Raw genomic sequence first — 14,127 nt, 5'->3', positions numbered from 1 at the left:
AAAAACAAATTATGTCTACACCGTTAAAATCTCTTATACTTTTATTTGTGATTTTGACTGCCTTTTGGAACTGTAAAGATGGGAAGCCCAAATGTAGTGATGTTACTGAATCTTTTGTTTTTAATAAAAAAGTAACTAACAATTGCCATGCAGCAACGGTAGTCGAGACAAAACCTAATAATTTACTAGCGGCTTGGTTTGGAGGGACGCATGAAGGAGCCAATGATGTTGGTATATATGTTGCTTCATATAACGGGAAGCAGTGGTCTGATCCAGCATGTTTGATAAAGCCTGTAATAAAAGAAAAAGATACATTGCCCTGTTGGAATCCTGTATTGTTTAAAAGTCAAAGAAACATATTGTATTTGTTTTATAAGGTTGGTAAAAATCCAAGAGAATGGTTTGGAGCAATGCTCACCTCAAAAGATGATGGGGGAACATGGAGCCCACCCCAATATTTGCCTAAAGGAATGTTGGGGCCAATAAAGAACAAGCCAGTAGAAACAACACCTGGGGTACTTTTGTGCGGAAGTAGTACAGAGAGTGACAAAAACAATGAATGGCGTGTACACGTAGAGAAATACATTGAAAATACGAGCCAATGGCATAAAATACCTATTGAAAACAAAAAGAGTTTTGATATTATACAACCTACATTTTTAGTACATTCGGATAGTCTAATCCAAATGCTATGCAGAAGTAGGCATAATAAATTAGTCAGTTCTTGGTCTGATGATTTTGGTGATTCTTGGAAATATACAGACACTATAGATGTTATTAACTCCAACTCTGGGATTGATGCTTTGTCATTAGGGGAAAAAATGTTTTTACTTGTTAACAATCCCTTGCCACAGGGTAACGATTGGTATAACGGTCGCAATATTCTAGATGTTGAATACTCCAAAGATGGATTGAACTGGGAGAGGGTTTTGACCCTTGAAAAGAAGCAAGAAGGTCAGTTCAGTTATCCTGCCATAATTCAAACAAAAGATGAAAAAATACATGTTTTGTATACCTATAACAGGGAATACATAAAACATGTTTCCTTCCAATTAGATAGGTAGTGGAGTAATTTAAGGGATAGTGTCCTAACAGTCAAAAATCTTGAACAAAATCATATTGGAGTTGCCACCTTTACTCGGACATAAAATTTGAATTGATTTGAATGCAAAAGTTCATAACTCCACTGTTCTAAAATACTCATTTTTATACGATTTTGATCATAGGGTTCTTCACGTTTTCATGTGGTTTTAAAAGCCTAAGGCTTATTTGTTTTTAATACTTAATAAAAGTGTTAAGATATTCAAAAATAGTTATGAATTCCAATCAGCTATTGTTACATTTCAAGAATATATTTTGGCCTAAACAAAAGCATTTTGATATGGGCTCCAATATGTTCAGTATTTATTATTAATTCATAAAAAAAAGCAGTAATATATGTCGTTTAAATTGTCTACTAGGCAAATTGATAAAGTTTTAAATATAGCGGTCGGACTTCAAAAACCGAGAAGAAAAGCACCCCAAAACCCATTTGGGAAACGGATAGGGCCCATTATAAAATCACCAAAAGGAAAGATTTTTTTAATCCGTTTGATGGACGTAGCGTTTAGAAGTAAAAATTATTCGAGAATATCTACATATGTACACCGACTTTTTAAAAGTACGGATGCACATAAAAAATTGTTCAACACTCAAGAAAAAGCACTCGTGCGTTTGTTCAATATTATTGGCTATAAGCTGCCTTCTGTAAGTGTGCCATTAATGCTTAAGGAAATACAAGATGTAACCAGTCCTGTAGTTTATTTTGTTGGAGACAAAAAGTACAAAGAGCATTACGAGAAACGGAAAAAACAAAATATTCAATTAAACGTTAACCTTATCGGAGAGGCGTTAATAGGGGAAAAGGAGGCTGAAAAACGAATAAATGCCTATTGCAATTTATTAAATCAAAAGGAAGTCGATTACATTTCCATAAAGGCTTCTACCATATATTCCCAAATAGAGTCTATTGCGCACGATGAGGTTGTTGATATTTTAGTTGAAAAATTAGCCATCATTTACCGTGAGGTGCTTCGGATTGAAAAGAAAACAGGTATTCAAAAGTTCGTTAATTTGGATATGGAAGAATATCGCGATCTGTCCATCACATTGGCAACCTTTAAAAAGGCTTTAGAACGCGAAGAGTTTAAGTCTTTACGTGCTGGAATTGTTATCCAGGCCTATTTGCCCGATGCTTTTAATGAAGTATGCAAACTTCAGGATTGGGCTGTAAAACGCGTTGAAAATGGTGGGGCTCCTGTAAAACTGCGAATTGTTAAAGGTGCTAACCTCGAAATGGAGATGACCGAAGCCTCAATGAAAGATTGGCCTTTGGCTACTTACAATACCAAACTAGATACCGATGCTAATTATAAAAGGGTGCTGCTCCAACTCTTGGATTCTGAGAAAGTAAAATGTCTTAATGTAGGTGTAGCCTCGCATAATATTTTTGATTTGGCGTTTGCCTTAAAAATTGTTGAGGCCCAAGATATTTCAGATTATGTAGACTTTGAAATGCTTGAGGGCGTAGCTCAAGGTACCGTTATGGAAATTGTTAGAAAAGGCAAAAACGTGCTGCTGTACACGCCCATTGTTAAAACCAGTGATTATAACAACGCTATAGCTTATCTAGTAAGACGTTTAGATGAAGGAACGCAAAAGGGTAATTTCTTGCGCGAAGGGTTTAATTTAGATGTAAACTCCGATAAGTGGGAAGAGTTGCAACAACACTTTTTAGATTCTTTGGGTAGAATGGATGTTGTAAAGATTACCCCTAACCGTAACCAAAATAGAGCAACACAAACGGTAAAACCTCAAAAGAAATTTAAAAATGTACCAGATACAGATTGGACACAAGAGGCAAACCGAAAGTGGATGGCAGATATAAGAAAACGTTGGAAAACTCCAACCGACGTGGTTGGTGGCGTTATTCCTGTTGTTATGAAAGGTTCAGAAAATAAGAGAACGCTTGTTAAACAAGAAAATTGGAAAGGCGAATTGCCTTGGCAATATCAGTTAGCTACAGAAAATGACTACAGGGCATTTATTGAAAGTGACTCGGAATGGTACGAACTTCCAACGTCAAAAAAGGTTAAGTTGTTGCGTAAGGCCGCCGTTCTTATGGAAAAGCGACGTGGCGACCTTATTGCAGTAGCTATTGAAGAGTTAGGAAAAACCGCCGCAGAAGTCGATGTTGAGGTTTCAGAAGCTATCGATTTTGCTAATTTCTATACGCAAACATTATTAGATGTAGAAGACGAAGGTGTAAATTATAAATGTTCAGGTGTTAACTTGGTTTTATCGCCTTGGAATTTTCCAATCGCCATACCCATTGGAGGGGTGCTTGCTTCATTATGTGCGGGTAAACGTGCAATATTAAAGCCTTCTCAAAATGCAGCGGCATGTGCTTATCTAATCAGTCAGTGTTTATGGGATGCTGGAGTTCCCAAAAGTGCCTTTGCATTTTTACCTACAGAAGAATCTAACCTTGATGCTTTCCTAACCGAAGGTAATACGTTTGATGCTGTAATTTTGACAGGAGGCACTGCTACTGCTCAGTTCTTATTGAAGCGTAACCCACAGTTAAATCTTTACGCTGAAACAGGTGGTAAGAATGCTACGATTGTAACAGCATTATCAGATCGCGATCAAGCTATTAAAAACGTGGTGCAGTCTGCTTTTGGCAATACTGGTCAAAAATGCTCGGCTACGTCATTACTAATTTTAGAGGAAGAGGTTTTTAACGATAATCATTTTAAGGAATTACTTAAAGATGCAGCCCAGAGTAGGGTTTATGGCGATCCATGGGATTTTCACACGGTTATTGGTCCTTTGGCGGTTCCTGTTAACGACAGAATTAAACACGTTATTGAAAATACCAATGATAAAGACTGGCTTTTAAAACCAGAGTTGGAAGGCGAATACCTTTTAAGACCGGGCATAAAATGGGGAATTACTACAGAAGATTATGGTTACAAAAATGAACTTTTCGGGCCTATTCTCTTTGTTATGAAGGCTTACGGACTTCAAGATGCCATCGATAAAGTAAATGGTGTAGAGTACGGTTTAACCAGCGGCATAGAATCGTTGGCTCGAGAGGAAGTGCGTTATTGGAAGAACAAAGTGGTAGCGGGTAATTTATATGCTAACAGAAGTACTACTGGAGCTATTGTAATGCGCCAACCTTTTGGAGGAATGAAAGCATCGTGTTACGGATTTGGAATGAAGGCTGGAGGCGTTAATTATGTACGGCAGTTTATGGATATTGAAACACCCGAAACAAAAAATAAGGAACAATTGGAAAGCAACTATTTGCTTCACTTTCTGTCACATTTTAATAAGGAAATCGACTACGCCCATATTAGAGGGCAACACAATACATGCCGCTACTTAAAACCAAATAGGGTATTTGTTTTAGTTGGAGGTGATACCTCACAAGAACATTTAGATATGGTGGTGACAGCTTGTAGTGTGCTTAAATTAGATGCTGAGGTTTATTCTACTGAAGACACAAATTTAAAGTCTGATAACCTGAACAAAATTGAATCGTGGGACGAACTGGTTTCCGAAATTGATTTTGAAACAAGAGTACGGTCTTTAACAAACCAAATTGATGATGCGTTTAGAGTATCACTTCATGAAAAACATATTAATATTTTTGATAGAACGCCTGTTTCAAATGGTCGGTTCGAGCTTCTTAATTACTTAAACGAACAAAGCATATCAATAAACTACCATCGTTACGGTAACCAAATGGGTGAAAGCTCTAAATAGTAGTTTTACAAATGTCATTATAAACCCCAAGAATATAAAACTGTTTTGGGGTTTTTCGTTTTTTGTTATTTCATTTCCCTTACTTAAAGAATCGTTTAAATTTACTATTTTGCGGTTAACTAGGTAACAAAGAACATTGGATAAAAATGAAAATATTAGTTTAGAATCTTTTCTCCCGCTTTTGAAAAAAGGCGATAAAAAAGCATTTAAAATTATCTTTAATGCCTATTATAAAAGGCTATATTCCTTTTCATTAAATTACGTAGGGGAAAAATACGCTGCAGAAGAAATCGTAGAAAATACACTGCTTAAACTTTGGCAAAAGCGTAATAAGGTCGATAAAATCAAAAATTTAAAATCTTACCTTTATGCCATGGTGCGTAACGCATCAATCGACTTTAATAAAAAAGAAAAAAAATTCATTCGCCTAGAAGTCGATAAACATGATACGGTTTCTCAAAAAAATCAGTTTATAATAGAAGAGGAGACTTATGCCATTCTGTTTCAAGCACTAGAAGATTTACCTGAAAAATGCAGAAAAGTTTTCGAATTGTCATGCTTAGAGGGCATAAAGTATAAAGATATCGCCGAAGACCTCCAAATTAGTATAAACACCGTTAAATCGCAACGTGCTCGGGCTATAGCGCTTTTGAAAGAGAACTTAAAAGATCGTCCTCTCTTCCAAATTTTACTGGCTTCGTTCTGAAAAAAAAATATTTTTTTAATTTTTTTCCACCCTAAACATTCTTTTTTGAGTCATATTAGTAAAACAACCTTGTGTTATTTGTTTTTTTGATAAAAATTTGAGACGAAAATTAAGATGTTGATAAATCTGAATTTTCAAAACCAAAACTAAGCTAATGAGTCAAAACACACTTTCTGAGTACCAAATAGCAGAACTTATATACAAATCTATTGCAAAAATCATTTCTGCCGAAGAACAAGCTGTTTTGGACAGTTGGCTGAAACAGGAGCGTAACTTGGCTTTGTATGAGAAAATTATCAATAAAAAAAATATTCAGGATAAGTTCACAGTTTTTAAACAAATAGAAACCAAAAGGGTTTATAGAAATCTTGAGGCTAAAATAGCCAAAGCAGATGAAAAGCAAATAGGGGCAAAGGTTTATAGAGTACTCAAATATGCGGCTATTATAATTGTTTGTTTGGGTGTTGGCTATTTGTTCGAAATGGGATATTTTGATAGTAATGAAAGCAAACTGGTTATCCCTAATGAGCGCATAACACTTCAATTGGATAACGGTACTACTAAAATCATTAATGAAGATGGAACATTTGAAGTTTTGGATGTTAATGGTAACATTGTTGGCGAGCAAAATGGGGGGCAAATTGTCTACAAAAACGATACGGAAGTAGAACATTTGGTCTATAACACGTTGACGGTTCCTTACGGAAAGCGCTTTGAAGTAAAGTTATCTGATGGTACTTCAGTCCACCTAAATTCAGGAACATCTCTTAAGTATCCAGTTAAGTTCTTGAAAGGGTATAGGCGAGATGTGTTTTTAAAAGGAGAGGCCTACTTTGATGTTGCTAAAGATGAAAACAATCCCTTCTCGGTTAATACTGATGCTTTAGGGGTAGAGGTTTTGGGTACTCAATTTAATTTTTCAAGTTATCCAGAAGACGTTGAAACCGACGTTGTTTTAATTGAAGGGTCTGTTAATTTGTTTGCTATTACCGATAAAAGCAAAAGCAAGATTTTAAAACCTGGTTTTAAGGGAAGTTACAACAAAATGCAAATGGGAGATATTTCTACAAAGCCCGTTATAACCAGTATATACACTTCGTGGATTGATGGCGAATTGGCTTTTAGAGACATTACGTTTGGAAACATCCTTAAAAAATTGGAAAGACATTATAATGTTAAAATAAAGAATAACAATACAGAATTGAGCGATGAGAAATTTAATGCCAGTTTTAGAAATGAACCTATTGAAAAAATTCTAGAATACTTTAAAATCACATACAATATAGATTATTCAATAAATGATAATAGAATTTTAATAAACTAAACCAACTATCTGCCTATGATGTAACTACAGAAAAAATCAAATCAAATGATTAAAATCTCCGCAGTTTTTAGTTCAGCCCACTAACCAAGGGCTAAAAACAAATCGGAAAATGGTGACGCATTTCCCGATTATGTAAAGGTGCGGTTAAAACTAAACTAATAACCACAATTAAACTCTTTAAAAGTATGAAAAAACTTCTTATTAAGAAAAGAAGCCATCATTCTTCACCCTTAAAATTCGATTTAAAGATGAAGTTAAGCGCATTATTTTTTTTCGTTGTGTTGTTTACCCTACACGCCAGCACTTCGTACTCGCAAAAGGCAAAAATATCCTTAAACTTAAATAATGTAACGGTTGGCGAGCTTATTGATGAAATTGAAAGTTCCAGCGAATTTAGGTTTGCTTACAAAATAAAAGATGTAAACCTAAAGCGAAATGTTTCCATAAAAGTGGAAAAAGAATCCATAAAAACCATCTTGAACCAAGTGTTTTCGAATACAAACACGGTTTATAGCATTGTAGACCGTCAAATCTTTTTACTGAAAAAAGAAGAAGCCGATCTTTCAATAAACGCCGACATCACTACTAATGAAACGACCATCCAGACTTGGCAAGTTACAGGAAATGTGCTGGACAATTTTGGGCAACCACTACCTGGAGCTAATATTATTGAAAAGGGCACAACAAACGGTACCCAGTCTGATTTTGACGGAAATTTCAAAATAAACCTTTCAAACAAAGACGCTGTGCTAGTGGTATCGTTTGTGGGTTTCATCACCCAAGAAATACCCGTTAACTCGCAAACCAATCTAAGTATTAAGCTCAAAGAAGACACCGCAGCTTTAGATGAGGTAGTGGTTATCGGTTACGGTACACTTAAAAAGGCTTTGGTTACCGGTGCAAGTGTACAGGTAAGTGGTGACAATCTTGAAAAGATGAACACCGCAAATGCCATTCAGGCTTTACAAGGACAATCGCCGGGTGTACAGATTACTTCAACTTCGGGACAGCCAGGCGAAAGTTTAAACGTGGTAATTAGGGGTGTAGGCTCCACTTCGGGTAGCAACCCCTTATATGTGGTTGATGGTATCTTAACGGGCGATATTTCGTATTTAAACAATGCCGATATCGAGTCCATATCTATTTTAAAAGATGCGGCATCGGCTGCTATTTATGGTTCGCAAGCCTCAAATGGGGTAGTTTTGGTAACTACCAAAAAAGGCAAAAGAGGGCAAGCCGCCCAAATTACGTTTGACCAATTTTACGGACTTCAATCCGTGGCACGAAAAATAGATTTGCTCAATGCCACCGAGTATGCCACTATGATAAACGAAGCAGCCGTGAACTCTGGAAGAAATCCGTATTTAACCAATGCTCAAATTGCAGAATTGGGAGCAGGCACCACCTGGATGGATGAAATGTTTGTTGACAATGCGGCCACAAAAAACTACTCGTTGGGTGTTACTGGAAGTTCGGAAACCTCGGTGTATTCCTCATCATTGTCCTATTTTGGGCAAGAAGGTATTGTTGGCGGAAAAGACCTTTCCAATTACGAGCGTTATAATTTCAGGTTCAATTCTGAACATAAATTGTATAAAGACGTGGTGACCTTTGGTGAAAATTTAAGTTTCGCTTATATAAAAAACAACGGTATTGGTGTTGGTAATCAGTACAACAACTCGTTGCGTAGTGCTTTTAGGGTGAGTCCGTTATTGCCTATGTATGATGCCAACGGAAATTTTTTCAATACCACTGGTAGCGGCGAGGCTTGGTTGGTAGGTAACGCCAATCCTTATGCAGATATGTTGTACAACAATCAAAACGAAAGTAACAGCCAAAAGCTGTTGGGTAACATTTATTTGGAAATTGAGCCCATTAAAAATTTAACATTCAAAACCACTATCGGACTCGATTATTATGCTGGGGAAGGACATTCGTATAGTCCGATTTATTCGTTGTCTATCTATTCTTTTAGAAACCAAGATAATACCAGTCAAAGCATGAACAAAGGGAAAACCTTGACTTGGGATAATTTGCTTACCTATAAATTTGATGTAACCAAAAAACATCATTTTGAAACCATGGTGGGCTCGTCATCCATAAATTTTGATGGCACCTATATTAATGGAAGTAATGTTGATAACGTATTTGTTGGTCTTGGAAATGCATGGCTAGACAATACCACAAATCAAGAAGGAGGCCCATTGATGAGTGTTGGTGGCGGAAAGTCTGAAAATAAAAGAATGTCTTATTTTGGTAGATTGAATTACAACTTTAATGAAAAGTATTTAATAAATGCCACCTTTAGGGCCGATGGGTCGTCAAATTTTCATCCCGATAATCAATGGGGGTATTTTCCATCGGTTTCAGCTGGTTGGGTAATGTCTAGCGAAGATTTTTTAAGTGCTTCAAATACCGTTAACTTCTTTAAGTTAAGAGCGAGTTGGGGACAGGTTGGTAATCAAAATGTTGGTGCGTTTCAGTTTTTGGCGCCTATACAAACATCAAACACAAACTATATTTTTGGTTCGGAAGAAGGTGTGTTAACTCCAGGAGCGTTTCCTAACAGATTACCGAATAAAGATTTAGGTTGGGAAACTTCAGAACAAACCAATATTGGTTTTGATGCTAGATTCTTCAATAATACGTTGAATGTTAATTTCGATTGGTATAAAAAAACCAATAAAGATTGGTTAATTGTTGCGCCTATTTTAGCTACTGCCGGAGCAGACGCCCCTTTTATTAATGGTGGAAATGTAGAAAACACTGGTGTTGAGTTGGCTCTTAATTATAATAACAGCATAGGCGATTTTAATTATAATATCGCAGTTAATGGAGCGTATAACGAAAACGTGGTAGGTAAAATACCAACCAGCGATGGTATCATTCACGGGGCAACCAATCAGCTGTTCGATAATGCACCAGAATTCTATAGAGCACAAGATGGTTTTCCTCTATGGTATTTTTGGGGATATGAAACAGCAGGAGTTTTTCAAAACCAGCAAGAAATTGATGATTATGGTGCACAGCCCAATGCGGCGCCCGGCGATATCATTTACAGAGATGTAAATGGAGATGGTAGCATTAGTGATGCCGACAAAAAAATGATTGGTGATCCCAATCCAGATTTAACTTATGGTTTCTCCATTTCTGGAAATTATAAAGCTTTCGATTTTTCGATATCTGCCAATGGTGTGGCTGGTAACCAACTGGTACAGTCGTACAGAAACCCTGGAGCATTAGGGAATTATACATCGGCGATTTTAGACCGATGGACGGGCGAAGGCTCTTCAAACACCATTCCACGGGTAACAGAAGATGGACGAAATTTTGCGAATTTTTCAGATTTATACGTTCAGGATGGTGATTTTTTAAGGATAAACAACCTGACGCTTGGATTGGATATAGCTAAACTTAGCAAACCATTTTTTGCCAAGGAATTTAGAGTATATGTTTCAGCATTAAATCTTTATACGTTTACGGAATACGATGGTATGGATCCCGAAGTTGGTTTTGGAACTGGCGGAACGTCATCGGGTGTAGATATTGGTTATTACCCAAGGCCTAGAACCTTTATGATGGGATTGAACGTTAAACTTTAAAAACTAATGAAAATGAAAAATACATATTTATATATTTTATGTTTAGGGTTGCTGTCGCTAGGATCTTGTAGCTTAGAAACAGAACCTTTAACTCAGGTGACGGATTCAAACTTTTATTCAACAACAGATGATGCATACAAAGCCTTAGTGGGCTGTTATGACGGCTTACAAATTGCTACGGGTGCTGCAGGACAAGGTATTCCAGTGGTTAGCGAAGTGTTTTCAGATAATTGCTTTGGTGGTACTGGAAATGCTGATGGCTATAATTTTGCCGCACTAGATGAGTTTGATATTTCGCGTGCACCTAGTTACGTTGATATGTTCAATTCTAATTGGATAGCTTACTACAAAGCTATTTATCGTTGCAATGTTTTACTAACAAAGCTAGACCAAATTAACTGGGAAGGCGATGACGTACTAAGAAATGTCTATGAATCCGAAACCAGATTTATAAGGGCATATATTTATTTTGAAATGGTGAGGTTGTGGGGGAATATTCCGTTGTTAATCGAGCCTTCAACCGAAAACATTCCACAGGCTAGTCCAGAAGAGGTCTATGCCGTAATTGCTGAAGATTTACAGTTCGCAGCAAATAACTTACCAGATACGGCATATAATGCTGTTGATGCAGGTCGGGTTACCAAATGGGCAGCCAAGTCATTGTTGGGGCGTGTGTTTCTATATTATACGGGGTATTATGGTACTTCAGATTTAGCAAATGTGGTTACAAAAGCCCAAGCACTAGCGCATTTGGAAGATGTTATCTCATCAAGTGGACATGGCTTGGTTGATGATTTTGCTTCTTTGTGGCCAGTATCCTCAGCAGCTTCAGAAGTGGATTTCGCAGGTGAACACAATAAAGAAGTGGTGTTTTCTATAAAATATACATACACAAGTGATTATAATGGAAATACCGATGGCAACCACTGGTTGGTGATGTTCGGCATGCGTGAGTACTCTTACTTGCCTTATGGAAACGGGTGGGGCATTACCGTAAACCCGAAACTTTGGGATGCTTATAGCGAGAACGATACCCGAAAATCGGCTACGGTTATTGCTGTAGAAGAAGAAGAAATCCCTTTTGATAAAATTGAAAACCAACGTGAATACACGGGCTACTATAATAAAAAATATACGCCCATGTCCATTTTGGATGAAGAAGGACAAACCGTTTCGGCTGTTAACCAGTTTGGAGTAACCGATTTTCAAATCAACCAATTTCAGGATTATGTGGTGTTGCGCTATGCCGATGTTTTGCTTATGGCTGCCGAATTGGGCAGTAGTAATGCACAGACTTATTTCGACCAAGTAAGGCAACGCGCCCTTAAAGATAATTTCGTATCCTTATCGGTTAACCAAGATAATATTATGGACGAACGCCATTTGGAGTTTGCTTTAGAGGGCGTAAGATATTGGGATTTGTTGCGCCAAGGGGTTGATGTTGCGGCTTCAACCATTGCTGAAACTACTGAATTGTTAAGTGGTGGAGTGCCAGAAACTAAAACCATAAAAGCCGAAAACATTCAGGCTACAAAAGGTTTGCAGCAAATACCAAATACTCAAATAACATTGTCAGATAACGTATTGAAACAAAATGCGGGTTGGTAATTTTAACTAAACTAAATTAAAACATGAAAGAAATAAGAATATTAATCGCATCATTTTTGGTGTTGGGAATAGCCATCCTAATATCATCATGCAACCCAGAAACGGGTGCTTTGGGAGAGCTTCCCGATAAATCTGAAATTCAGTTTGATATTTCCCAAGATTTCACAGTCGACCCTGGAGGGAATACAGTTATTTTAACTAACCTAACTCCAGGAGTAACATTGACCTGGGATTATGGTACGGGACGTTCCAATAAAAAAGTAGAAACTGTAAGGTATGCTTTTAAAGGAGATTATACCATTAAAATTTCAGCAGTAACCAAGGGTGGTATTGTAAACTTGGATCCGGTGACGATTACTGTAACCGACGATAATCTAAACTATGTTAATGATCCGCTTTGGACATTGTTGTCTGGTGGTGTGGGCAATTCCAAAACCTGGTTATTGGATTTAGATGCTGAAGGCAATTCCAAATATTTTGGAGCGCCCTTATCATTTTCAGGAAATGGTCTAATTTGGGAAAAGGCATGTCAATATACGGATGATGCGGATGTAGCAAATTTCTGCTGGATATGGGAACCCGAATTGGCAGGAAATGAATGGATAGCTGAACCAGGAGATTATGGTTATATGACCTTTAGTTTGGATGGCGGTCCTTTTGTAGAAATTAACCATGCTTTTACCACAAGTAGAGGTTTGGAGAATGGCACATATTTTTTAGACGCCGATGCAAAAACGTTAACCCTAACAGATGCGGCCGTCTTACAGAATTCATGGGCAGATAATGACGTAGATGACTGGTCGAATTATAGGATTTTAACTTTAACTGAAGATGCCATGCAGTTGGCTGCTTTTCATAATTCTAAAGAAGAATTGGTTATTTTAAATTTTATATCAAAAGAGTATAACGATAACTGGGTGCCGCAGGATTTACCAGACCCTGATCCAGCTATAGATTTAAATGGCGGAACGGTTGATGATTTATTATCAACAAACGTAACTACTACAAAAACATGGCATTTAAGTGCAGATAGTCCTTTTGATTGGACCGATTTAAATGGGAATTTATTGAATGGGTGGCAAACCGTTGAAGATTACGAAGCGGCAGGCTGGCCAGGCTATACCTCTGCAGACCAAGCTTCGGTTGTTGAGAATAAAATAACCTTTTCCAACGATGGTAGTGTTTCTACTATTGATAGTGATGGAGTTGAAATGAGCGGAACATATTCAACAAGCTCTGACGGAACCAATATCATAACATTTACCGATATAACACCTTATTTCCCAATTGGAGGTTCATGGGCAACAGTTGGTACCACTTCGCAAAATCAGTGGAAGATTGTAAAAACAGCAAAAACGGATGGTGTAGTTACGGATATTTGGTTTGGCAAACGTGACGAAACTGGTAAAAATGAGTATATGGTATTTCATTTTGTGTTAGATAGTGATACTACTGGAGGGGGCGCTGGAAATGAAGGAAAAGAGGTCGCTGTTGATAATTCAAAATTGGCCTACGGCGATTTGGAAGGTAATGGAAACTTCAGGATAGAATTCTTCAATGAGTTTGGACCAACATTTACAGATCCACCAATCAACCCAGCGGATATTGCATTTGGTGATAGCATGGAAATTACATTCACCCTTTCAGGTATTAGCCTAACAAGTGAAGCTGCCGGAACTTATACTGCAGATTATCAATTTGCATCTGATGGATGGGCTTTTGGTTATTGGGGTGAAGGCACTAAAAATAGTGGGGATACTACAATTACAGGAGATGGTACTTATACGGTAACGTTTACACCGGGTACAGATGTTTCTGGACCTATCGTATTCACTATCGATATTTTTGGTTTGGCTGCAGATATTGAAGACTTGTCTGCCGTTACAACTACGATTGAAAGTATTATAATTAAGTGAAAGTTGAGATAAAACCACTGTGTTTATCGGCACAGTGGTTTTTAATTTCAGTTTTGGTTTTCAGTTAAAATTTTCTCTTTTATTTATATATAAGGTGAGGCTAAAACGGTAACAATCGTTAAATGCCTTAACTATAAAGGAATTTTAATGCCAAAAATT

The 14,127-nt window shown here is 37.2% G+C and carries 7 protein-coding genes; all 7 read left to right on the top strand.

Annotation, left to right across the window (positions count from 1 at the left end; translation table 11 throughout):
• Nucleotides 1–11: 11 nt before the first annotated feature.
• The 7 genes from GSB9_01054 to GSB9_01048 all read left to right on the top strand — a co-directional run bounded on the left by GSB9_01054 (nt 12) and on the right by GSB9_01048 (nt 13,968).
• On the top strand, nt 12–1,064 hold the full coding sequence (locus tag GSB9_01054; GenBank protein ID UKM64505.1) for an exo-alpha-sialidase: 1,053 nt from the start codon (nt 12–14) through the stop codon (nt 1,062–1,064).
• Between the two features lie 373 nt (nt 1,065–1,437).
• Nucleotides 1,438–4,812: a proline dehydrogenase family protein gene (locus tag GSB9_01053; protein ID UKM64504.1), complete on the top strand. Its 3,375-nt coding sequence runs from the start codon at nt 1,438–1,440 to the stop codon at nt 4,810–4,812.
• Nucleotides 4,813–4,948: 136 nt separating this feature from the next.
• The gene (locus tag GSB9_01052) at nt 4,949–5,518 is read left to right on the top strand and encodes an RNA polymerase sigma-70 factor (protein UKM64503.1); all 570 of its coding nucleotides are present in this window, start codon (nt 4,949–4,951) and stop codon (nt 5,516–5,518) included.
• Between the two features lie 154 nt (nt 5,519–5,672).
• Nucleotides 5,673–6,842: a DUF4974 domain-containing protein gene (locus GSB9_01051; protein ID UKM64502.1), complete on the top strand. Its 1,170-nt coding sequence runs from the start codon at nt 5,673–5,675 to the stop codon at nt 6,840–6,842.
• Nucleotides 6,843–7,027: 185 nt separating this feature from the next.
• Nucleotides 7,028–10,444 carry a TonB-dependent receptor gene (locus GSB9_01050; GenBank protein ID UKM64501.1) on the top strand — a complete coding sequence of 1,139 codons (3,417 nt, stop codon included), beginning with the start codon at nt 7,028–7,030 and terminating at the stop codon, nt 10,442–10,444.
• Between the two features lie 12 nt (nt 10,445–10,456).
• Nucleotides 10,457–12,052, top strand: coding sequence for a RagB/SusD family nutrient uptake outer membrane protein (locus GSB9_01049; protein UKM64500.1), 1,596 nt, complete (start codon nt 10,457–10,459; stop codon nt 12,050–12,052).
• A 23-nt stretch (nt 12,053–12,075) separates the two neighbouring features.
• On the top strand, nt 12,076–13,968 hold the full coding sequence (locus GSB9_01048; GenBank protein UKM64499.1) for a hypothetical protein: 1,893 nt from the start codon (nt 12,076–12,078) through the stop codon (nt 13,966–13,968).
• Nucleotides 13,969–14,127: the final 159 nt, after the last annotated feature.

This window comes from Flavobacteriaceae bacterium GSB9 (assembly GCA_022749295.1).
Lineage (GTDB): Bacteria > Bacteroidota > Bacteroidia > Flavobacteriales > Flavobacteriaceae > Flavisericum.
Note: the sequence above shows the minus strand (reverse complement) of the source record. Positions and strands in the feature narration are given on the sequence as shown.

Excerpts from the sequence above, each read along its gene's own strand:
- GSB9_01049 (UKM64500.1), top strand. The coding sequence starts at position 10,457 with ATGAAAAATACATATTTATATATTTTATGTTTAGGGTTGCTGTCGCTA.
- GSB9_01051 (UKM64502.1), top strand. The coding sequence starts at position 5,673 with ATGAGTCAAAACACACTTTCTGAGTACCAAATAGCAGAACTTATATAC.
- GSB9_01053 (UKM64504.1), top strand. The coding sequence starts at position 1,438 with ATGTCGTTTAAATTGTCTACTAGGCAAATTGATAAAGTTTTAAATATA.
- GSB9_01050 (UKM64501.1), top strand. The coding sequence starts at position 7,028 with ATGAAAAAACTTCTTATTAAGAAAAGAAGCCATCATTCTTCACCCTTA.
- GSB9_01054 (UKM64505.1), top strand. The coding sequence starts at position 12 with ATGTCTACACCGTTAAAATCTCTTATACTTTTATTTGTGATTTTGACT.
- GSB9_01048 (UKM64499.1), top strand. The coding sequence starts at position 12,076 with ATGAAAGAAATAAGAATATTAATCGCATCATTTTTGGTGTTGGGAATA.